Source organism: Desulfobacterales bacterium, from assembly GCA_021647905.1.
Lineage (GTDB): Bacteria > Desulfobacterota > Desulfobulbia > Desulfobulbales > BM004 > JAKITW01.
In genome coordinates this window covers 39,363-61,133 of record JAKITW010000008.1, presented here as the reverse complement: position 1 = coordinate 61,133, position 21,771 = coordinate 39,363, and the positions used below count along the sequence as shown (strand labels likewise).

24 protein-coding genes are annotated in these 21,771 nt (G+C 59.6%); 20 read left to right on the top strand and 4 right to left on the bottom strand.

The window, feature by feature from the left end:
* The 6 genes from dsrM to L3J03_02725 all read left to right on the top strand — a co-directional run.
* On the top strand, positions 1 to 750 hold a 750-nt coding region (gene dsrM / locus L3J03_02750; GenBank protein MCF6289909.1), incomplete at its 5' end, for a sulfate reduction electron transfer complex DsrMKJOP subunit DsrM.
* A 106-nt stretch (positions 751 to 856) separates the two neighbouring features.
* A complete protein-coding gene (locus tag L3J03_02745; GenBank protein MCF6289908.1) occupies positions 857 to 2,458 on the top strand; it encodes a (Fe-S)-binding protein in 1,602 nt (533 codons plus the stop codon).
* A 4-nt stretch (positions 2,459 to 2,462) separates the two neighbouring features.
* Positions 2,463 to 2,840 carry a sulfate reduction electron transfer complex DsrMKJOP subunit DsrJ gene (gene dsrJ, locus L3J03_02740; protein ID MCF6289907.1) on the top strand — a complete coding sequence of 126 codons (378 nt, stop codon included), beginning with the start codon at positions 2,463 to 2,465 and terminating at the stop codon, positions 2,838 to 2,840.
* A complete protein-coding gene (locus L3J03_02735; GenBank protein ID MCF6289906.1) occupies positions 2,840 to 3,685 on the top strand; it encodes a 4Fe-4S dicluster domain-containing protein in 846 nt (281 codons plus the stop codon). The genes dsrJ and L3J03_02735 overlap by 1 nt, the downstream gene beginning before the upstream one ends.
* A gap of 7 nt (positions 3,686 to 3,692) precedes the next feature.
* Positions 3,693 to 4,853 carry a polysulfide reductase NrfD gene (gene nrfD / locus L3J03_02730; protein ID MCF6289905.1) on the top strand — a complete coding sequence of 387 codons (1,161 nt, stop codon included), beginning with the start codon at positions 3,693 to 3,695 and terminating at the stop codon, positions 4,851 to 4,853.
* A gap of 150 nt (positions 4,854 to 5,003) precedes the next feature.
* Entirely contained in the window at positions 5,004 to 5,717 is a 714-nt protein-coding gene (locus tag L3J03_02725) for a hypothetical protein (protein MCF6289904.1), read from the top strand.
* A 30-nt stretch (positions 5,718 to 5,747) separates the two neighbouring features.
* Here the strand turns inward: L3J03_02725 and cobO are convergent, their stop codons facing one another.
* A complete protein-coding gene (cobO, locus tag L3J03_02720; GenBank protein MCF6289903.1) occupies positions 5,748 to 6,272 on the bottom strand; it encodes a cob(I)yrinic acid a,c-diamide adenosyltransferase in 525 nt (174 codons plus the stop codon).
* Between the two features lie 75 nt (positions 6,273 to 6,347).
* A complete protein-coding gene (locus L3J03_02715; protein ID MCF6289902.1) occupies positions 6,348 to 7,133 on the bottom strand; it encodes a prepilin peptidase in 786 nt (261 codons plus the stop codon).
* Between the two features lie 177 nt (positions 7,134 to 7,310).
* On the opposite strand from L3J03_02715, the gene L3J03_02710 reads away from it, so the two are divergent.
* The 7 genes from L3J03_02710 (at position 7,311) to aroA (ending at position 13,851) form a co-directional block, all read left to right on the top strand.
* A complete protein-coding gene (locus tag L3J03_02710; protein MCF6289901.1) occupies positions 7,311 to 8,096 on the top strand; it encodes a dihydroorotate dehydrogenase electron transfer subunit in 786 nt (261 codons plus the stop codon).
* The gene (locus L3J03_02705) at positions 8,087 to 9,010 is read left to right on the top strand and encodes a dihydroorotate dehydrogenase (GenBank protein ID MCF6289900.1); all 924 of its coding nucleotides are present in this window, start codon (positions 8,087 to 8,089) and stop codon (positions 9,008 to 9,010) included. The genes L3J03_02710 and L3J03_02705 overlap by 10 nt, the downstream gene beginning before the upstream one ends.
* 16 nt (positions 9,011 to 9,026) lie before the next feature.
* A complete protein-coding gene (locus L3J03_02700; protein MCF6289899.1) occupies positions 9,027 to 9,731 on the top strand; it encodes a YkgJ family cysteine cluster protein in 705 nt (234 codons plus the stop codon).
* Between the two features lie 329 nt (positions 9,732 to 10,060).
* Positions 10,061 to 10,804 carry a type I 3-dehydroquinate dehydratase gene (aroD, locus tag L3J03_02695; GenBank protein MCF6289898.1) on the top strand — a complete coding sequence of 248 codons (744 nt, stop codon included), beginning with the start codon at positions 10,061 to 10,063 and terminating at the stop codon, positions 10,802 to 10,804.
* A 283-nt stretch (positions 10,805 to 11,087) separates the two neighbouring features.
* Complete coding sequence (locus tag L3J03_02690) at positions 11,088 to 11,957, top strand: shikimate dehydrogenase (protein MCF6289897.1); 870 nt, start codon at positions 11,088 to 11,090, stop codon at positions 11,955 to 11,957.
* On the top strand, positions 11,954 to 12,472 hold the full coding sequence (locus L3J03_02685; protein ID MCF6289896.1) for a shikimate kinase: 519 nt from the start codon (positions 11,954 to 11,956) through the stop codon (positions 12,470 to 12,472). The genes L3J03_02690 and L3J03_02685 overlap by 4 nt, the downstream gene beginning before the upstream one ends.
* A gap of 20 nt (positions 12,473 to 12,492) precedes the next feature.
* Complete coding sequence (gene aroA, locus L3J03_02680) at positions 12,493 to 13,851, top strand: 3-phosphoshikimate 1-carboxyvinyltransferase (protein MCF6289895.1); 1,359 nt, start codon at positions 12,493 to 12,495, stop codon at positions 13,849 to 13,851.
* A gap of 97 nt (positions 13,852 to 13,948) precedes the next feature.
* Here aroA and L3J03_02675 read toward each other — a convergent pair whose 3' ends face one another.
* Positions 13,949 to 14,344: a PilZ domain-containing protein gene (locus L3J03_02675; GenBank protein ID MCF6289894.1), complete on the bottom strand. Its 396-nt coding sequence runs from the start codon at positions 14,342 to 14,344 to the stop codon at positions 13,949 to 13,951.
* Between the two features lie 72 nt (positions 14,345 to 14,416).
* Positions 14,417 to 14,605, bottom strand: coding sequence for a hypothetical protein (locus L3J03_02670; protein ID MCF6289893.1), 189 nt, complete (start codon positions 14,603 to 14,605; stop codon positions 14,417 to 14,419).
* Between the two features lie 600 nt (positions 14,606 to 15,205).
* Between L3J03_02670 and L3J03_02665 the strand changes: the two genes are divergently transcribed.
* From L3J03_02665 to L3J03_02635, 7 genes are all read left to right on the top strand, one after another.
* Entirely contained in the window at positions 15,206 to 16,537 is a 1,332-nt protein-coding gene (locus tag L3J03_02665) for an ammonium transporter (protein ID MCF6289892.1), read from the top strand.
* A 170-nt stretch (positions 16,538 to 16,707) separates the two neighbouring features.
* Positions 16,708 to 17,046 carry a P-II family nitrogen regulator gene (locus L3J03_02660; GenBank protein MCF6289891.1) on the top strand — a complete coding sequence of 113 codons (339 nt, stop codon included), beginning with the start codon at positions 16,708 to 16,710 and terminating at the stop codon, positions 17,044 to 17,046.
* A 408-nt stretch (positions 17,047 to 17,454) separates the two neighbouring features.
* Positions 17,455 to 17,760 carry a transcriptional regulator gene (locus L3J03_02655; GenBank protein MCF6289890.1) on the top strand — a complete coding sequence of 102 codons (306 nt, stop codon included), beginning with the start codon at positions 17,455 to 17,457 and terminating at the stop codon, positions 17,758 to 17,760.
* A 52-nt stretch (positions 17,761 to 17,812) separates the two neighbouring features.
* Positions 17,813 to 18,382, top strand: coding sequence for a M48 family metallopeptidase (locus tag L3J03_02650; GenBank protein ID MCF6289889.1), 570 nt, complete (start codon positions 17,813 to 17,815; stop codon positions 18,380 to 18,382).
* A gap of 27 nt (positions 18,383 to 18,409) precedes the next feature.
* Positions 18,410 to 18,937: a YfcE family phosphodiesterase gene (locus L3J03_02645; protein ID MCF6289888.1), complete on the top strand. Its 528-nt coding sequence runs from the start codon at positions 18,410 to 18,412 to the stop codon at positions 18,935 to 18,937.
* Positions 18,938 to 19,149: 212 nt separating this feature from the next.
* The gene (locus L3J03_02640) at positions 19,150 to 19,953 is read left to right on the top strand and encodes a hypothetical protein (GenBank protein MCF6289887.1); all 804 of its coding nucleotides are present in this window, start codon (positions 19,150 to 19,152) and stop codon (positions 19,951 to 19,953) included.
* Between the two features lie 123 nt (positions 19,954 to 20,076).
* On the top strand, positions 20,077 to 21,648 hold the full coding sequence (locus L3J03_02635) for a tetratricopeptide repeat protein (GenBank protein ID MCF6289886.1): 1,572 nt from the start codon (positions 20,077 to 20,079) through the stop codon (positions 21,646 to 21,648).
* The last annotated feature ends 123 nt before the right edge of the window (positions 21,649 to 21,771 follow it).

The window sequence follows — 21,771 nt, the reverse complement described above, 5'->3', positions numbered from 1 at the left end:
GAGATATTCCTGTTTCGCTCTCTGTTCCGCAACACCAAGGCCGAGATCCACGGTGGTCCGAAACTGACCCACGAGTCCAGCAAGTGGCTGTGGATCGCCGGACTGACCTTCCATTACAGCTTCCTGGTCATCGTCATCCGCCACATGCGGCTGTTCGTCAACCCGGTTCCCGGTTTCTTGCACGGCATCGAGTTTGCCGACGGCCTGTTGCAGATCGGAGCGCCCACCCTCTACCTGACCGATCTGCTCTTTATCGGCGCAGTGACCTTTCTCTTTCTCCGGCGGCTGGTCAATGCCAGGGTCCGTTACATCTCCTTTGCCGCCGACTACTTCCCCCTGTTTCTGATTTTCGCCATTGCCGCCACCGGGATCCTGATGCGCTACTTCGTCCGGGTTGACGTGGTTTCGATCAAGGACCTCGCCCTGGGGCTGGCCACCTTTTCACCCAAAATGGCTGCAAATATCCACCCGCTTTTCTTTACCCATCTGTTCCTGGTCTGCGTTCTGATGGTCTACTTTCCGTATAGCAAGTTGATGCACCTGGGCGGCGTGTTCCTGAGTCCCACCCGGAACCTGGCCAACAACAGCCGGCAGGTACGGCATATCAATCCCTGGAACGATCTCTCCATCAAGCCCCATTCCTATGCCGGGTACGAGGATGAGTTCCGCGAGTTCATGGTGAATGCCGGATTGCCGGTTGAAAAGGAATTGCCGCCAGCTCCTCCGGAAACGGAAGACAAAGCATCGTGACATAAACAGTTGAGCAGGAAGCCGAAACACCAGCTGAGAAGGAATTTGACAAATGGCAGATCCAAAAGCAGACGAACTAGGGGTTAGTGTAGCGACTGAACCGTCAATGATGACCGGGGCCATCCCCAGGAAGCACTGGATGGACACCCCGGTGACCTTCAAGCCGGGTAATTACTGCTACCCCGCCAAGAAGAGCATCGTTGAGTATCTCGACAAGAACCTGAAGGGACACCTCTTCGGCGTACCCCGGGAGTGGGAGGTCGAGAGCGACGATTGGAAGCTCCCGGACAACTGGGAGCAGATAATCTTTGAGGGGATGCGGGCCCGGCTGGACAAGTTCCGTTCCTTTAAGATCTTCATGGATTGTTGTGTCCGGTGCGGCGCCTGCGCTGACAAGTGTCACTTCTTCCTTGGCACCGGCGATCCCAAGAACATGCCGGTGCTCCGCGCCGAACTGATCCGCTCGGTGTACCGCAACGACTTTACCAAGTTCGGCAAGGTTCTCGGCCGGGTCGCCAATGCCCGGCCGATGACCTTCGCGGTATTGAAAGAGTGGTTCATGTACTTCTATCAATGCACCGAATGTCGGCGCTGCTCGGTGTTCTGCCCCTATGGCATTGATACCGCCGAGATCACCATGATGGCCAGGGAATTGCTCCATCTGGTCGGGGTCGGAACCAACTGGATCCTGGAGCCGGCCGCCAACTCCAACCGGACCGGCAACCACCTGGGCCTGCAGCCCCACACCTTTAAGGAGAACGCCGAGTACCTGATCGATGATGTCGAGGAGGCAACCGGAATTCGTATCAAGAGCCTGAACTTCAATCGCAAGGGCGCTGAAATCCTTTTTGTCATCCCCTCGGCCGACGTGTTTGCCGATCCGGGCATCTTCACCTTCATGGGCTATCTGCTCCTGTTCGATCATATCGGCCTGGATTACACCATCAGCACCTATGCCTCCGAGGGCGGTAACTTCGGCTCGTTCACCAACAACGAATTGATGAAGAAACTGAACGGCAAAATGTTTGCCGAGGCCGACCGGCTCGGCGTCAAGTGGATCCTCGGCGGCGAGTGCGGCCATATGTGGCGGGTTGTCCATCAGTACATGGATACCATGAACCACGAACTCCAGGGATCCAAGATGGAGGTGCCGGTGTCGCCGATTACCGGGACCCGTTTTGACAACGCCGCCTCCCTGAAAATGGTCCACATCAGCGAGTTCACCGCCGATCTGATCAAGCATAACAAGCTCAAGCTCGATCCGAGCCGCAACGATAACCGGATCGTCACCTTCCATGACTCCTGCAACCCGGCCCGGGGCATGGGCCTTATTGATGAGCCCCGCTACATTCTGAAGAATGTCTGCAATAATTTCTATGAGATGCCGGAAAATTGCATCCGCGAGCAGACCTTCTGCTGCGGCAGCGGCACCGGGCTGAATACCGGCGAGATCATGGAGCTGCGGATGCGGGGCGGCCTGCCGCGGGCCAATGCGGTCAAATACGTGGAAGAGAGGTTCGGGGTCAACATGCTCTCCTGTGTCTGCGCCATCGACCGGGCCACGCTTCTCGCCCTGATGCAGTACTGGAACCCCAATGTCGGGGTGTGCGGGGTGTCCGAACTGGTGGGCAACGCACTGATTATGGATGGCGAAAAAGAGCGCGAGACCGATCTGCGCTTTGAACCTCTGCCAGGGATGGAGGGCTGATACAATGTACGATGGAGGAAAAATTGTTCCCGGGCTCATTATCTTTGTCGGCCTGATGACTTTCCCGCTTTGGTACAATTCCGGTAATGCCGGCCCTGCACCGAAACTGGAAAAACCGGCCGGGAAAACGGCATGCGTCAAGGATACCCACTTCATGCGCACCAGCCACATGGTGCTGCTCAACCAGTGGCGGGACACGGTCCTGCGCGACGGCGACCGCACCGAGGTTACCGCGGCCGGCGAGAAGTATGAAAAAAGCCTGATGCTGGGCTGCATGAAGTGCCATAGTGATAAGAAGAAATTCTGTGATGAGTGTCATCAATATGCAGCAGTAAAACCTTATTGCTGGGATTGCCACTTCCCGCCTAAGGAGAACTTGTAATGGACATGAAGAGAAGGGATTTTCTAAAGATCGCCGGGATTTCGACCATCGCGGGCATTGGCGCTCCTGCTGCTCTCCAGGTATTACTGAAAGGGGAGGTGCCCGCTTCTTCCTTTGCTTCGGGAGGAGCTGAAGAAGAGACCGGCCACGGAGTTGCGGCCCCTGTCGGCAGGCGGTATGGATTCGTGATTGACACCCGGGTATTTGCCAAAGACCAGGGGCTGGCGCAGAAATGCATCAATGCCTGCCACCGGATCCACAATGTTCCTGACTTCCGGAATAAAAAGGATGAGATCAAGTGGATCTGGGAGACCGGCTATGCCAATGCCTTTACCAGCAAGAGCCATAACCTGCGCAGCGATGAGGTGCATCACAGAAAATATATGGTGTTGTGCAATCACTGCGACAACCCCCCCTGCGTCCGGGCCTGTCCGACCAAGGCCACTTTTAAACGGCCCGACGGAATTGTTGCCATGGACTACCATCGGTGCATCGGCTGCCGGTTCTGCATGGCCGCCTGTCCGTACGGTTCGCGGAGTTTCAACTGGCGCGACCCGCGGGGTAAGGATGACAAGACCGGCCGTTACTTCATCGAACGTAAGCATCTGAACAAGGATTTCCCGACCCGGATGCGCGGGGTGGTCGAGAAATGCAACCTCTGCGTGGAGCGGCTGGCCAAGGGGAAGATGCCCAAATGCGTTGAAGAAGCCGGGAACAGCGGCGCCATGATCTTCGGTGATCTGAATGATCCCCATTCCGAAATCAGAAAGGTGCTGGCCTCGACTTTCACCATTCAGCGGAAACCGGAACTGGGTACCAAACCCTCGATCTTTTACATAGTGTGAGGTTGTCATGTTAGAGAAAGCACTGGTAGGAAGCAGTAGATACAAGGTGTGGATGGCCTTTCTCCTCGCCCTGATGGGCATCGGTGGCCTCTCCTATATCCAGCAGTACAACTATGGCCTTGGCTACACCGGAATGAGCCGTGACGTGTCCTGGGGGGTATACATTGCCCAGTTTACCTTTCTGGTCGGGGTGGCCGCCTCCGGGGTGATGGTGGTCCTGCCCTACTATCTGCATAACTATAAGGTCTTCGGCAAGATCACCATCCTTGGTGAATTCCTGGCCGTGGCCTCGGTTTCGATGTGTCTGATGTTCATCATGGTCGACCTCGGCCAGCCGCTCCGGGCCTTGAACGTGCTCCTCCACCCGACGCCCCACTCGATCCTGTTCTGGGACATGATCGTCTTGAACGTCTACCTCTTCCTCAATATCTTTGTCGGCTGGGTGGTGCTCACCGCCAATAAAAAAGAAATGCCGCCGCCCAAATGGATCAAGCCCTTTATCTACATCTCCATTCCCTGGGCTGTTAGTATCCATACGGTTACCGCCTTTCTGTACGCCGGTCTGCCGGGCCGCCATTTCTGGCTGACCGCCATCCTGGCCCCCCGTTTTCTCGCCTCGGCCTTTGCCGCCGGCCCGGCCCTGTTGATCCTGCTCTGCCTGGTCATCAAACGGGTGAGCAAATTCGATGCCGGCCAGGAGGCGATCCAGAAACTGGTCACCATTATCGCCTATGCGGCCCTGATCAATGTCTTCTTTGTGCTGCTTGAGTTCTTCACCTCCTATTACAGCAACATCCCCGGCCACATGGATACCCTGAACTACCTCTTCTTCGGCCTGCGCGGCCATCATCAACTGGTGCCCTGGATGTGGACCTCGGTGGTCCTGGGGATCTCCGCCATTGTGATGCTGCTGGTGCCCTACTTCAAACTGAAGGAAGGGTTCCTGGCCCTGGCCTGTGTCATGATTTTCTTCTCCCTGTGGATCGATAAGGGTATCGGCCTGGTAATCGGCGGATTTGTCCCCAATCCCCTGGAGGAGATCACCCCATACTATCTCACCTTTGGCGAGGTGTTGATTACCCTGGGGATATGGGCCACCGGTTTCTTTATCCTGACCGTGCTGTACAAAATCGCCCTGGCGGTCAGGGAAGAAGAACTGATCGTTTAATCCGCGCGGTTATTTTCAGTAAAGAAAGCCCTCGACGTGTCGAGGGCTTTTTTTTTGCACGGATTTCGACTAGGTTGGTGGTGCATTGCGGATGAGGAACCGGCCCGGCACCTGCCCGGTGATATATTTTGGATAACGAACAGGCCCTGAATGAAAACAGACAAGCAGATGGGGAACGGCCTTACGACACGCAAGCCACGGGTCCTGATCGTGTTCTACTCGTTCAGCGGTCAGACCCTGAGTCTCATTTCGCGGCTGGCCTTGGGCCTGCGGGACCAGGGGGTCGAGGTGGTGATGGAAAAGCTGCGGCCGGTTACCCCGTTGCGTTTTCCCATCGGCACGGTGGGGGCCACCATCAAGAAGATGATCGTCACCCTGTTCCGCCCGCGGGTGGAAATTCAGCCCCTTTCGCCGGCAGTGGAGGATGACTATGACCTGGTCATTGTCGGCGGCCCCACCTGGTCCTATAACCCCAGCGGCCCGATCCTGGCCATGCTTGACCGTGACGGCCGGCGGATTCTGTCCGGTAAAACCGTGCTGCCGTTGATATCCTGCCGCGGCTACTGGCGGATGCACTGGTACGGGCTCAGGGCAAAGCTGGTTAAATGCGGGGCCCGGATCCCCAACTTTCTGGTCTTCTCCCATCCCCTTGCCGAGCCCTGGCGCACGGTGGGGGTGTTCCTGAAACTGGCCGGCAAAAGGCCGGAGCGGTCCCGTTTCATCGGCCGGTATTATAAAAAATTCGGCCACTCCAAGCCGCAGATGGGCGAAGCCCTGCGGCTTGGCCGGGAAATCGGCACGGCCCTGCAACAGCGGACCCCGCTCGCCTCCCTTACCCTGCGTACCGATCTGTCCACCCCCTGATCCGGGCGGATCAATCACGGCTGTCTGCCTTCAGAACTCAATACCCCGGCGACCCCTTTCTCCCTGTTGAAAGGGGTGTTTGATCTCCCGCATCTCGGTGACCAGGTCGGCGGCGGCCAGCAGCTGCTCGCCGGCATCCCGGCCGGTGATCAGCAGATGAAGTTTACGGGGCCGCTCCTTGAACGCGGCCAGCACCTCCGGTTCAGCGAGATAGTCAAAGTTGAGGGCATAGGTGAACTCGTCGAGGATCACCAGATCGTAGTGATTGCTCATGATTTTTTTCCGGGCCAGGGCCCAGCCGGCAATGGCCGCCTTTTTCGGTTCCCCGGGATCCTTGGCCGCCCAGGTAAAACCGCTGCCCATGGTATGCAGTTCGATCATATCGCCAAGGCGGGCCAGGGCCCGCACCTCGCCGGTATCGTCCCGGCCCTTGATGAACTGGATGATGCATACCTTGAGCCCCTGTCCGGCGGCCCGCAGGGCCTGGCCCAGGGCAGCGGTTGTTTTACCCTTGCCGTTGCCGGTGTAGAGAATAATCAGGCCGTTTTTTCCCATGGTGGATCCTTGATGAAATTGTAAAAAAAGATATTCACCGCGGTAACATCGGAGTTTTTACGGGGCTGTCAACCCTCAGCCGGCTGGGAGAAAATACCAGCGGAGCAAGGCGTCGATCCGCTCGGCGTAAAAGAGATAAAAGAGCGCTGCGCCGGCCAGGAAGGGACCAAAGGGGATCACGGTCTGGCCGCCTTTTTTCTGCTTGAACATCGCCCCGATCCCGACCACGGCCCCGACCAGGGAACTGGCGAAGATCACGAAGAACAGACTCTGCCAGCCGAGGAAGGCGCCGATCATCGCCAACAGCTTGATGTCGCCGCCGCCCATGCCGTCCCGCTTGGTGATCAGGTAATAGCCGGCCGCGATGCTGTAGAGGACCCCGCCGCCCAGGAGCAGGCCCAGGCCGGATTCCTGCCAGCTGACCATGGGGTTGACAACCGAGCAGGCAAAGCCGATGATGATCCCGGGCAGGCTGATCACGTCGGGGATGATCTGGTGATACAGGTCAATGACCATGATCGCCAGCAGGGCCCCGCAGAAGAGCAGATAGATGGCAAAGGCCGGCGAGAGGTGAAACTTGCGGAACAGCCCCACCGTGAGCAGGGCCATGGCCGTTTCCACCAGCGGGTACTGCCAGGAGATCGCGGCGCGGCAGTGTCTGCATCTCCGGCCCAGCAGAATAAAGCTTATTATGGGAATATTATCATACCAACGAAGCCGTTGTCGACAGGCCGGGCAATGGGAGGCCGGAAAGACAATCGATTCTCCCTCAACCGGCAGCCGCAGAATCACCACGTTGAGAAAGCTGCCCAGCATTGCGCCAAAGACGAACAGGTATCCCAGCACCAGGGTTTCGCTCATCGGGAAAATCCTATACATTTGATGTTTACAGGGGATGGCAGGTATTTTACTATCTGAGGCGTCTTCTTAAGTCCGGACCGGCGACGCATCCGGATAAATGTACAATAGATCCTTGATCAAGGCTTTGCTTTTTTTGCCGTCCAGGCGACGCGGGGCCATGCTGGAGATGGTGGCCATATGGACCAGCCAGGGCAGGAAAATGCAACCATAACCAGGACCGAGCAACTGACCCCGGATATCTTCCGGATCACGGTCCGGGCCCCTGGAATCGCCCAGGCGGCCCGGCCCGGCCAGTTTGTAATGGTCCGGGTGGCGGACGCCTATGACCCCCTGCTGCGGCGGCCTTTTTCCATTCACCAGGTCATTGGGCCGGACCAGGTCCAGATCCTGTTCAAGGTGGTGGGCAAAGGCACTGGGATTCTCGCCCGGGCAACGGTGGGCCGGGAACTGGATCTGGTGGGTCCGTTGGGCCGTGGTTTTCATATTACCCGGCAGCAGCCCCTCTGCCTGATCGGCGGCGGCATGGGGATCGCGCCCCTGTTGTTTCTGGCCCAGCGGCTCTGCCAGGTTCCGGAAAAACCGGAGATCCTGGTTCTGGTCGGGGCCGGCACCAGGAGCGAGTTGCTCGCCCTGGCCAGGGACCTGGAACAACTGGGACTGGCGGTGCGGACCGCCACTGACGACGGCTCCCTGGGCCATCACGGCCTGGTGGGGGACCTGCTGGCCGGGCTGGACCGCCGGGCGCGGCAGGCCTATGTCTGCGGGCCCTATCCGATGATGCGGGCCGTGGCCGGGCAATGTCGCGTCCTGGGCTGGTCCTGCGAGGTTTCCCTGGAAACCATGATGGCCTGCGGCCTTGGTGCCTGTCTCGGTTGCGCTGTGCCCCGCGGGCAGGGAGACGGGTATCTGCATGTGTGCAAACATGGGCCGGTTTTTGATGCACAGGAGGTGGCATGGCGATAGGGCAACCAGACCTCACGGCCAGGATCGGCTCGCTGATCCTGAAGAATCCGGTGCTGACCGCCTCGGGCACCTTTGGCTATGGAGAGGAGTTTGCCGCGCTGGTCAACCTGGACCGGCTGGGGGCGGTGGTGGTAAAAGGGATTTCCCTTAAAGCCCGGTCCGGCAACCCCATGCCGCGGGTGGTGGAGACCGCCTGCGGCATGCTGAACGCCATTGGCCTTGAAAATGTGGGCGCGGAACGGTTTATCACTGAAAAGCTGCCCTTTTTTCAGAAAATCAGGACCCCGCTGGTCGCCAATATCCTCGGAGACTCGGTGGCGGAGTACCGGACCCTGGCCCGGCGGCTTGAGCGCGAGTCCCTGGTGGCGGCCCTGGAGGTCAATATCTCCTGTCCCAATGTCAAAAAGGGGGGAGTCGCGTTCGGCATTGACCCGGACACGGCCCGGGCGGTAACCGAGGCGGTACGCAAAGAGTTCACCCGGCCGGTGATCGTCAAGCTTTCGCCCAATGTGACCGATATCACGGTTATTGCCCGGGCCGTGGAAGCGGGCGGCGCCGATGCGGTCTCCCTGATCAACACCCTGCTGGGCATGGCCATTGATGGAGAAACCCGGCAACCGCGGCTGGCAAACATTGTCGGCGGTCTTTCCGGTCCGGCGATCAAACCGGTTGCCCTGCGGATGGTCTGGCAGGTCGCCCGGGCGGTGCGGATTCCGGTGATCGGCATCGGCGGTATTACCACTGCCGCGGACGCGGTGGAATTTCTCCTGGCCGGGGCCACTGCCGTGCAGGTGGGCACGGCCAATTTTTTCAGCCCCCGGGCCAGCGAGGAGGTAGTTGACGGCCTGGCCGCTTATCTCCGGAAACAGGGGCTGGAGTCGGTGGGTGAACTCATCGGCGGCCTGATTCTCTAGGCCGGGGCAGGTTTACATGCCACGGGACAGCGATACCAAGCGTGCCGGTTCGACACCGCTTACCCGGCTTTATGAGATCCATGAGCAGTTTGTAAGCAGGCTGCCCTTTGCCTGTAAAAAGGGCTGTGCTGTCTGCTGCACCCGGAGCGTGACCATGACCAGCCTTGAGGGCCGGGCCATTGCCGCCTTTCTTGAGCAGGCCCGGCCGGATCTTGTCGCAAAACTGAAGGAGCACCGGGAGGTGCAGGTTTCCGGTCGACCGTTGATGACCACCAACCAGTTTGCCGCCGCCTGTCTGGCCCGGCGGGAGATCCCGGCCGAGGCCGAGGACCCCTGGTGTTTGAGCCCCTGTTTTTTTCTTGAGCAGGATTGCTGCGCTATCTATCCGCTCCGGCCTTTCGGTTGCCGGAGTTTTGCTTCGCTCAGCCGTTGTGCTGCCGGTGGGGCGGCCGAGAGTCTGCCGTTTCTGATCACCGTGAACACGGTGCTGCTCCAGATTATCGAGGAGTTGGCCTTTCGGCAGGGCGGCTACTGGGGGCGGATGGACCGGGTCCTGGCCCGGCTCCTGGGCACTGAGCGGGCATCCGGCCAGGAGCTTGTCCCGGCCCGGCCGTTGCCCGGCTTCCTGGTCGAACCCGAGGAATGGGGCGTTGTCACGGAACTATTTTCCCGGCTCAAAGAGGCGGGTCTCGGTGACTGGCGCGAATGGCTCGTCCGGTGACGCCCCGGTTGATTGACAACTGTTTCCGATTGGAATAGGTTTGTCGGTCTCGCATAAACCGCTCAACGGACGTGGGTCAGTTACAACGTGGTGATTTTGTTATGTGGCATTTAAAACGTTGAGGTGTTTTACGGGATCATAAAGTTGATGAACTCGTAACAACCCGAAAGGCTTCAAATGCCACCCAATAAAATCAACAAGTTACAAGACGAATCACGTCCGTCGAGCGGGTTGTTGCGAGACCGACAAAGTTGGCCAGCTACCAAGGGCCTGTCGGAGAAGTACCTTTTTATAGCGCTTGGCTTCTGGCCGGAAAAAGGAATGGAATCATGACCAATACCAGTGAAGATTTTTCCCTGAACGATCCCTTTGCGATCAGGACCCGGGGGCGGATCTGCGTGGCCGTGGCCAGCCCCACCGCAAAGGAGGCCATTGAGGTGGCCCGGGGTACGGAACCACTGGCCGAGGTGATCGAGATCCGGCTTGATGCCATGGTTAAACCGGAGGTTGCGCCGTTGATCAAGGCCCTGAACCGGCCGTTGCTGTTCACCAACCGTCCGGCCTGGGAAGGCGGCGCCTTTACCGGTTCGGAGGAGCAGAGGATTAAACCGCTCCTGACCGCGGTCAGGGCCGGGGCAACCTATGTGGACCTTGAGCTAAGGGCTGAGCCGGCCCTGCGCCGCCAGCTGTTCCGGGAGATCGAGCGGGAATCGCCCGACACCATGCTGATCCTGTCCTGGCACGATTTCAACACCACCCCGGACACCGAGGAGTTGGAAAAGATCTTTGCCCGCCTGTGCCGGAGCGGGGCCCAGGTGGGCAAGATCGTCACCATGGCCCATGATTATCAGGATGCACAACGGGTCCTTGCCCTGCAGGAGTTGTCCATGGAATGGGAGTTTCCCTTGATTTCCTTTGCCATGGGCAGGGCCGGAATGTTGAGCCGGCTGGCCACCCTGGAACGGGGCGGCTACATGACCTATGCGGCCCCGGATTCAGTGCCGGGCACCGCCCCGGGCCAGTTGCGGCTGTCGGAGTTGTACTCTCTGCTTGGCAAAGACGTTGCGCTGTAATTCAGGACAGACGGCGGCCTGACATAACGTAAGTGATCACAGGCACCCCATCTTCGCACGATCGCTCCTGCCCGCATAGGCGGGCTATAGCGGCCGGTCGCGCTTGCGCAAATCTGCGGCACCTGTGGTCACTTACAGGTTTGGGGGTAGTAATATCACAGAGTTATACGCCCCGTGATCAGTTACGACATAACAAATGATGCCCTGGAAGAGTATTTGTTGCCGCCACAGGGGCGGCGGGCGATTCTTCCGGGGTCGACCAGTGTAAGGAGTGGGTGGAGCCATGAAGGAACGAACAACAATCAGTCCGGCGACAAAGGTGTGCGCGATCATCGGCAACCCGGTGGGGCACAGCCTTTCCCCGGCCATCCATAATGCCGCCTTTGCCGCCCTGGACCTGGATTATGTCTATGTGGGGTTCCGGGTGGAGGATGTCGAGCATGCCCTGGCCGGGATGCGGGCCCTGGAGAATTTTAGGGGGATGAGCGTAACCATCCCCCATAAAATCGAGGTCATGGATTATGTGGATGAGATTGCCGAGGTCGATCGCCACATCGGTTCAATCAACACGGTGATCAGTCAGGACGGCCGACTTCTGGGTCTTAATACCGACGGACCCGGCGCCATGAAGGCGATTGTCGATGCCGGGGTGGATCTTGCCGGCCGCAAGGTCCTGATGCTGGGGGCCGGCGGCGCGGCCCGGGCAATCGCCTTTACCCTGGGCCACCAGGGCGGCATCGGCCGGCTCACCCTGCTGGACATCAGCCAGGAGTTGCTGGGCCAGCTCGGCGGCGATCTTGAAAAGGGAACCGATGTGACCATTGTGGCCGATCTGCTCAATGAGGACACGGTCCGGCAAAACGTCCAGGAGGCGGATCTGATCATCAACTGTACGCCGGTGGGCATGCATCCCAAGGTGAACGCAACCCTGGTGCCGGCCGAACTGTTCCGGCCGGAACAGGTGGTGTTCGATGTGGTCTACACCCCGCTCCGGACCAGACTGCTGACCGAGGCCAAGGCCAGGGGGCTGAAGGTGATCCAGGGGGTGGAGATGTTCATCAACCAGGCGGTGCTGCAGTTTGAGCGTTTTACCGGGGTGGATGCCCCGGTTGAGGTCATGCGGAGGGTGGTGATGGAGAAATTGACCCCATGAATATCGTCTTGATCGGCTATCGCGGAACCGGGAAAAGCGTGGTGGCGGCAAGGCTGGCCGTTCGCCTGAATATGCCGGTTTTCAGCATGGATGCGGAGATTGTCAGAAAGGCGTCCATGTCGATCCCGCGGATCGTTGAGAAACAGGGCTGGGCCGGATTCCGGGACATGGAATCGGAGGTGGCCCGGGAAATGGCGCGCAAGGACAACTGTATTGTCGATACCGGCGGCGGTGTCATTGAGCGGCCGGAAAATATCGAGGTCCTGGGCAGGAATGGCCTTATCTGCTGGCTGCAGGCCTCGGTGGAGGTGATTGTCAGCCGGATCAAGGGCGGCACGGAAAGGCCGGCCCTGGTTGCCGGCAAGACCTTTACCGAGGAGGTGGCCGAGGTCCTGGAGCGACGTACGCCGATGTATGCCAAGGCCTGCCATCATGCGATCGATACCGACCATATCTCTCCGGACCAGGTGGCTGACGAAATCGTTACCCTCTGGAATCAGAAGAACAATCCCTAGCAAGGGGTCGAACATTTACCATGAAAGAGATCCGTCCTGTTTCCACTATTGACGCGGTTGTCGAAGTTCCCGGCTCCAAGAGCCTCACCCAGCGGGCCCTTATCGTTGCGGCCCTGGCCGATGGCGACAGCCAGTTGATCGGCCCCCTGGCCAGCGAGGACACCCGGTATACGGCCGCGGCCCTGCGCGCCTTTGGGATCACCATTGAAGAGTCTGGCAATTGCTGGCTGGTCCGGGGCGCCGGCGGCCGGATCAACGCCCCGGATCAGGAGATCTTCCTGGGCAACAACGGTACTGCCACCCGCTTTCTCACCTCAATGGCCGCCCTGGGCAACGGCATTATCCGGATCACCGGTGATAAACGGATGGCGGAGCGGCCGATCCAGCCGCTGCTGGAGGCCCTGCGCGGCTGGGGGGTGGAGGTGCGCAGCATCAGGGATACCGGCTGCCCGCCGCTTGAGATCAAGGCCAAGGGGTTGGCCGGCGGCCGGACCCTGCTGCCCGAGGGAAAAAGCAGCCAGTACCTCTCCTCGCTTCTCCTGGTGGCGCCCTATGCCCGCAAGGAGGCGATCCTGACCGTGGCCGGCGAGGTGTTGTCCAAGCCCTATGTGACCATGACCATGGCGGTGATGGCTGATTTCGGGGTCCAGGTCTCATCCAGCCGGGAACTCAACGAGTTCGTGATTCCCAGGGGCCGATACCAGGCCCGGAAATATCCAGTGGAGGGTGATGCCTCCAATGCCTCCTATTTCTGGGCCGCGGCCGCGGTCACCGGCGGCCGGGTCACGGTGACCAACGTGCCGGCCCAGTCGCTCCAGGGCGACACCGGTTTTATTGCCCTGCTCGCCCGGATGGGCTGTACGGTGGAGCAGGCCGGGGACGGGCTTACCCTGATCGGGCCGACTGAACTCCAGGGTATTGAGGTGGACATGGGCAATATGCCGGACGTGGTGCCGACCCTGGCGGTGGTGGCCTCCCGGGCCCGGGGCCGGACAGTGATCAGCAATATCGCCCACCTGCGGATCAAGGAGTGCGACCGGCTGCATGTGATGGCCGTGGAACTGGCCAAGCTGGGGGCCCGGGTGGAGGAACTGGACGATACCCTGATTATTGAAGGGCTGGGCCCGGAAGCGCCCCCCATGCACGGGGCCGAGATCAAGACCCATGCGGACCACCGGATCGCGATGAGTTTTGCCGTGGCCGGCCTGGTGGTGCCTGGAATCAGGATCCAGGGCGAGGAATGCGTTGCCAAGTCCTTTCCCGATTTCTGGGACCGGTTCCGCTTCGGCCAGAGGGCAGAGGACAGAAGACAGTGGACAGTGGGCAGTGGGCAGTGGACGGTAAACCAAGAACCGAGAATAGAGGACGGAAAAAAATAGTGGACGGTATGCGGTATGTGGTTTGCGGTGAAAAAAATATGGAGCCTTGACCGTGGGCCGGATATACTATTCCCTGACCCCTGACCCCTGACCCCTGTTAATTATCGCCCTTGATCAGCAGGCCGGGATTTTTGCGCAGTTCCTCGAGAATCTGGTCCGGATCCGGACTGTTCAGTACCATCAGGTTTTTGAAGTGGCGGTACTGGGAGATATCCATGGCAATGAACTTGATCCCTGCGCCGGCCTGGCTTTTGTGGACCACCGCGCTCTCGAATTCGATCTGCACCCGCTCCTCTGTCCCTTGCCGCTCCTGGATGATCAGCAGGATGTGGATCTTCTCGCCCGCCTGTAATTTTTCCTGATCCTTTATTTTGAGCAGCATCCCGCCGAAGCTGATGTTGCTGGTCCTGCCGGTCAGGGTGCCGTGGTCCGTGGTTATGACCTCGACCGCCATTTCCAGCGGCAGCCTGGTATATTTCCGGTGTTCGATCATCGACCAAAACTCCTGTGCTTTTTTTGCCTCTCCCTGTCACCCGCCGGCCCGGCTACGCCTCCAACTGGACACCTACCTTAAGAAGTTCAATAAGTTAAAGCAACAGAAAACCGGATTACCATGTAAGCATCCAGTAAACCCCCTCCTGTCGGGAAAGGGGTCTTCTTCTACCAACGGCCGCTCCATTGAGAAGGGCCGGCTGTTCATAAACAGGCTATCAAGCAGGAACTCGCTTCGCCGCAACGGCGATTCGGAAGCCATAAGCATATCATGCCGAAGTTGTTTCAAATTCCGCTTTTGCCGTCACGGCTACGGCTCAGGGTCCGCTACACCGTTCGCTATAAGAAAACCCCTTTCCCGGTCAAACCTCAAACGTACGGGGTTTACCGAAACCTTACGCGGGCGGCAAGGAAGTTGGCCACGATTTCCCGGACCAGGGGATCAGGGTCATCGGCCAGGGGGTTGAGATGGTTGGCAAGGGGGGCTGATCAGCGCTTCCTGCGAACCCCTGCCCGGCAACCCGGCTGATTCGTTTTTTATCCCTCGGCAAACAACATATTTGTTAAATTGCGGGCCTGGTTTTACAAATATGTTGTCGTTATTGTTGGGCACGATTGGGACGCAAGAGTTCATTTTCCATAAAATCAAAGGGATAAGAAGCTGGCACAGAACCTGCTTCCCCGTGGGCACGTCAACCCGTCAACCATGATGAACTCGCAACAATCCCAACCGCGGCAAATGCCACTGAACAAAAGCAACAACCTGCCATACGCTGGCCCCGCATCTTGTTGCGTGACCAGTGAATATACCAGGACCGTGCACACGGTCACACTCAAGGGATATCAGGAGAGGGGGAAAATCATGCAGATAAGAAAACCGATCATTTACGGAGGGTTTGCGCTTGCCGTTTTCCTGCCCGGGCTGGCCCGGGCCGCGGGGAACGGAATCGATACCGGCACAACCGCCTGGATGCTGACATCAACGGCCCTGGTGCTGTTGATGGTGCCGGGGCTGGCCATGTTTTACGGCGGCCTGGTCCGGACCAAGAACGTCCTGGGCACCATGATGCACAGCTATGTCTCCATGGCGGTCATCGGCGTACTCTGGGTGGTGTGCGGCTATTCGCTTACCTTCGGCCAGAGCATCTTCGGCGGGGTTATCGGCTGGAACAGCGACTATTTCCTGCTCCGCGGCATTGACGACTCCATTGTCAACGGCATCCCCGAGTATATCCTTGCCATGTTCCAGGGCAAGTTCGCCATCATCACCCCGGCCCTGATCAGCGGCGCCCTGGCCGAGCGCGTCTATTTCCGGGGTTACATCCTGTTCATCGTCCTCTGGTTTCTCATGGTCTACGCCCCGCTATGTCACTGGGTCTGGGCCTCGGACGGCTGGCTCTTCAACTACGGTGCCGCCGGGGTTATCGACCTGGCCGGCGGCCTGGTGATCCATGTCTCGGCCGGGACCAGCGCCCTGGTGGCGGCCCTGTTCCTCGGCCGGCGCAAGGGCTGGCCCCAACGGGCCATGCAGCCCAATAACCTGGTGATGACCATGATGGGCGCCGGTCTGCTCTGGGTGGGCTGGTTCGGCTTTAATGCCGGTTCCACCGTGCAGAGCGGCCTGGATACGGCCCGGGCCCTGACCATGACCCAGGTTTCGGCCGCCAGCGGCGCCCTGGCCTGGCTGCTGATCGAGGTTGTCCATTTCCGCAAGGCAACCTCCCTTGGTTTTGTTTCCGGCATCCTGGCCGGCCTGGTGGTGATCACCCCGGCCGCCGGGGTGGTCCAGCCCGGCGGTGCCATCATCCTGGGTGCGCTTTCCTCCGGTGCCTGTTACCTGGCCCTGATGGCCAAGGGCCGCTTGGGCTATGACGACAGCCTCGACTGTTTCGGCATCCACGGGGTGGGCAGCGGCATGGGAGTGCTGATGCTGTCCTTCTTCATCCGCGACAGCTGGATGGCTGATGCCGCGGCCGCGGCCGGAGCCGGCGGCTGGGGCGTTCTGGATCAGTTCGGCGTCCAGCTGGTGGGCCTGGGCGCGACCATCGCCCTCTCCCTGGTAGCCACCTATGTTATCTGCTTTATCGTTGAAAAAACAGTGGGCTTCCGGATCGATGAGCAGGGCGAGGCCATCGGCCTTGACTATTCGTTGCACGGCGAGCGCGGGTATGGTTTTATTAACACCGAAGGATAATTGATGAACTCGTAACAACCCGAAAGGCTTCAAATGCCATCCAATAAAATCAACAAGTTACAAGACGAATCACGTCCGTCGAGCGGGTTGTTGCGAGACCGACATAATTGACCGGCATCAATGCGATATGTCCATAGCCGGAGAAGAAATCCGGCCAGCGAGGAGCAATCATGAAAAAAATCGAAGCAATTATCAAGCCGTTCAAGCTGGACGAGGTCAAGGAGGCCCTGAACGGTATCGGTCTCAAGGGGATGACCATTACCGATGTCAAGGGCTACGGCCGGCAGAAGGGCCACAAGGAGATCTATCGCGGCGCCGAGTATGTGATCGATTTCATTCCCAAGACCAAGATCGAGATCGTCATTGAGGCCGAACGGGTGGAGGAGGTGGTCAACACCATCCGCCAGGCCGCCAATACCGGCAAGATCGGTGACGGCAAGATCTTTGTGATCCCGGTGGAAGAGGTGCTCCGGGTCCGGACCGGCGAGACCGGGCCGGAGGCTATTTAGAGCCTCTGGCCTTAACATCTGCGAAAAGCGTGGGTGGGGCGCAGGGTTCGAGTGGCTGTACACACCTTGTTCGAACTGTAGAGGCTCTTATCCGGCCCCGCCGGGCTGGAGCCTCTGGCCTTAACATCTGCGAAAAGCGTGGGTGGGGCGTAGGGTTCGAGTGGCTGTACACACCTCGTTTGAACTGTAGAGGCTCTTATCCGGCCGTAACCGTTCACCGGGGGTATGGAATTACGGTAACCTCATGCCCGTAAGCGTTTACCAGTGCCTTAGATTCGTTCATTTGGGACAGCGAAGCATACTGGCGCTATTCGAGCAGGCCCAGATGGGCGAAGATGAGGTGCTGGTGAACGCTTACATCCGGCCCCGCCGGGCTGGACCGGCAGGGGCTGGGATCGTGGAGAAATCATGGATACTCCGGTCCTGGAACGGCAACAGACCGTCCGTCAACAGATCATCGACCTGCTGCTCGTCCAGGAGGCGACCGCCCTTGATATCTCCCAGGCCCTGGGCATCCGGGAAAAGGAGGTTGCCGGACACCTGGAACACATCGCCCATTCCGTTCAAGCCCACGGCCGCACCCTGGCAGTGACCCCCAGTCGCTGCCAGGGCTGCGGCTTTGTCTTTCACGACCGGCGCCGGTTTACCCGGCCCGGCCGTTGTCCGCGATGCCGGGGCAGCCGCCTGAGCCGCCCTTGCTTCCGGCTTTGCTGAATCCGTGACGGATCGGGCTAATATTCCATATTACCGCCTCTGGCAGATAACCATGAACCAGGACAGAGAACTCGACATCAAGGGCATCGGCCTGGTGCTTTTTGCGGCAAGTTCCAGGGCCCGGCGGATTAATATCTCAGTGCGCGGCCCGGGCCGGGTCCGGGTGGCAGTGCCGCGCGGGGTCTCGCTGGACCGGGCCAAGGCAGTGGTGACGGAACAAGGGGAGTGGATCCGCAACCATCTTGCCCGGATGGCGGAGATCGCCCCCAGGCAGGAGGCAATGCGGCAACGGCTCAGGGTGAATGACCCTGGAGCCGCGGCGCGACAACTGACCGCCCGGTTGGCGGAACTGGCCCTGCTGTACGGATTCGATTATGAAAAAGTCACCATCCGCAAACAGAAGACCCGCTGGGGAAGCTGTTCGGCAAGCAACAATATCAGCCTGAATATCAAGCTTGCCGTCCTGCCCCGGGAACTGCGCGATTATGTACTGCTGCACGAGTTGGTCCACACCAGGATCCATAACCATCAGCCCGGCTTCTGGCAGGCCCTGGAGAAGATCATGCCCGATGCCCGGGCCCGACGGCGCCGGCTTCGGCAGTATGGGCTCGGGCTGGATTAAGAGCCTATATTTACAATCTGAAAAACCATGAAGATCGCCATTCTTTCCGATACCCACGATTATATCCCCAACCTTACCGCCGCGGTGGTCTACTGCAATGCCTACAGTATCAATGTGCTGATCCATTGCGGCGACCTGATCTCGCCGTTCATGCTTCCCGAACTGGCCGGGTTCGGCGGTGCGGTCCATCTGATCTACGGCAACAATGTCGGCGACCAGCACCTCATTTCCCAGGAATGCGGCACCCGTTTCCCTGGGATCAACCACCACGGGGTGATGGGGGTGGTCGAGGCGGGCGGTAAAAAAATCGCCTTTCACCATTATCCCCAGGTCGCCCGCGGCCTGGCGGCCCAGGGGCTGTTCGACGTGGTCTGCTGCGGCCATAACCATATCTACCGGGTGGAGAAAATCGGCACCAGTTTGCTGGTCAACCCCGGCGAGTTGCTCGGCAAGGACGGCCAGCCCTGTTTCGCGGTCCTGGATTGCACCACCATGGAGGTCGCCCGCATCGAAGTGGGCGCACCCCTGTCCCCAATATCGTCGCCCACCCCGTAAGCTCACCGATAACCCCGGGGCCGGTCACCTTTTTTCGACTTGACACCGGCCGGGTTCCTATTCTATGTTTGGTTGGATCGCTGAATGGTCATTCACTCGGCCCCCTCGTATTCCCCCGCATCCGGCTCAATGCCCGGCAGGAGACCGCGGCACCTCCCGGACGGGAATGGGCTTGCGCTTTAATTTCATCCTTTAGACAAAGGAGACACCCGATGAGCAAGAAATCGTACCTGAAAGGAATTGTGGGTCTGGGCCTGGCCGCCTTGCTGGCCATGACGCCGGCCGCCTTTGCCTCCGGCGGAGAACACGGCGGCGGGCACGGCGGCACCACGGCCAAGCAGATGAATTCGAGCGAAACCATCAAGGCGGTGATCAGCGGCAACGACCAGTTCCGGGGCCACCACGACAGCCATTATTTTGATGCCTACCAGGAGGGACAGACCCCGAACCTGACCGTGATCACCTGCGCCGACTCCCGGGTGCAGACCCCGTTATTCGGCATGGACCCGTATAACAAGATCTTTATCATCCGCAATATCGGCAACCAGATCGTCAACTCCGAGGGTTCGGTGGATTACGGGGTCCTGCACCTGCCCACCAGGATTCTGCTGGTTATGGGCCATTCAAGCTGCGGTGCGGTCAAGGCGGCCATGGGCGATTACTCCGGCGAGACCAAGGGAATCAAGGCCGAACTGGACACCCTGAAGCCGGTGCTGACGGCTGGTGACAACGGCCAGTTCAGGACCCGCTGGAACCGCAACGTGGAGATCAATGTCGATCACCAGGTGCAATACGCCATGGGGCTTTACAGTCAGCAGATCGCCGCCGGCGAGCTGGCGGTGGTCGGCGGGGTCTATGACTTTAACAACAACTACGGCCGTGGCCGCGGCATGCTGGTGATCACCAATGTCAACGGTGAGACCGACATCAACCGGATCATGCAGAGCCCGGTGTTAAAGGAGTTGACCGATGCCGAACTGGTCAACCATGTCGGAACCCTGGCCCCGGGTCAATAACCGATACTGTTTTTGACGGCATTGTCTTGAAACGCTGCAACTGAAGAACAACGCCTTGCCCGTGTCCATCGGGCAGGGCGTTTTGTCTGGCCCTCTGCTTTTATTCAAAATCACCTGTAAGCGATGTACGGTTCGACTCCTGACAGCCACAACCGCCGCCCGAAAAGCAACCCCTCCGCCATTGCCCGACTCTTTCATCAGGCGTTTCGCTGCCACGGCAACGGGGACCTGGATGGGGCCCTGGATCTCTACCACCGGGTCCTGGCCCTGGACCCGGACAATTTCGAGGCCCGCTACAACCTCGGGATTATCCATCACAGCCAGGGGGAGCTTGAACAGGCGCGACAGCACTACCGGTCGGTCCTGCGGCTGGTGCCGGATCATCTCCCGACCCGTTACAGCCTGGGCAATGTCTGCCGGGATATCGGCGACCGGGATGGCGCCATTGAGGCCTACCAGCGGGTAATCGCCCTGGACCCCGGCCATGCCGACGCCCTGCATAACCTCGGGGTTATTTTTTTTCTCGGCAACCAGCCCGGGGCGGCAATTGACTGTTATCGCCGGGCCCTGGCCGTGGAGCCCGGATTCGGGCCGGGTCACTATAATCTCGGGGTGGCCCTTTACCATGCCGGCCGGCTCGAAGAGGCGGCGGCCAGCTATCGGGCCGCTATTCGAATAAACCCCGACGATGGGGACAGTCACTTCAACCTCGGGATCACCCTCAGGGAACTGGACCGGCTCGAAGAGGCGGCGGCCAGCTATCGGGCCGCCCTGGCAAACAACCCCGATGATGTCCATGCCCACTATAACCTGGGCAGCATCATGAAGGAACTGGGCGAACTGGACCAGGCGGTTTCCTGCTTTAACCGGGCTCTGGAGCTTGACCCCGGCTATGGCACGGCCCTCTGCAACCTGGCCGGGGTCTACCATATCATGGGCAGCATCGACAAGGCGATCAGCTGCTATCAACGCTCCCTGGACCTGGGCAATGACACCCCGGCCACCCACCATATCCTGGCGGCCCTCACCGGCCATACCACCGAGTCGGCACCGCGCCAGTACGTGGTCGACCTGTTCGACGGCTATGCGCCGCGTTTCGATCAGAGCCTGCAGGGGGAACTGGGCTACCTGGTCCCGGAACGGATGGCCCGGGCACTGGCTCAACTGGTCGATGTTCCGCCCCGTTTTAGCCGCGCCCTGGACCTGGGCTGCGGCCCCGGCCTGTCCGGCGCCCCCTTCCGCGGCCGGGTTGATTCCCTGGTCGGAGTGGATCTCTCGGAAAAGATGCTGGCCCGGGCCAAGGCCAAAAACATCTACGATCAACTGCACTGCGAGGAACTGGTCTCTTTTCTGGAAAAAAGAGAAGAACGGTACGACCTCTTCCTTGCCGCTGATCTCCTGGTCTACCTGGGCAAGGTGGACCCCCTGTTTGCCGCGCTGCGCAAGCGGTGCCGCCCCTGGGCCCGGTTTGTCTTCTCCATCGAGACCTGTACGCAGTCTGATTATGTCCTGCGCCAGTCCGGCCGCTATGCCCAGTCCGCCGCCTATATCGAACGCCTCTGCGACCGGCATGGGTTTATCATCGAATACCGGCGGGATACCGGGATCCGCAAGGAGCGGGGCGCCTGGATCCCGGGCCAGATTTTCGTGCTTTGCCGGCCGGAAGATTGCAGCCGGTCGCCCGGCGCGGCTTGACATTCAGGACGCTGCACCCTATAGCTTAAGGCAAGGTTTTTATCTCTCACAGCGGCGCGGATCTGCCGGAGAGGGGTTGTTTTTTTGTCAAACCCTGGGTACTGCGTGGGCTCAGTGAGAACT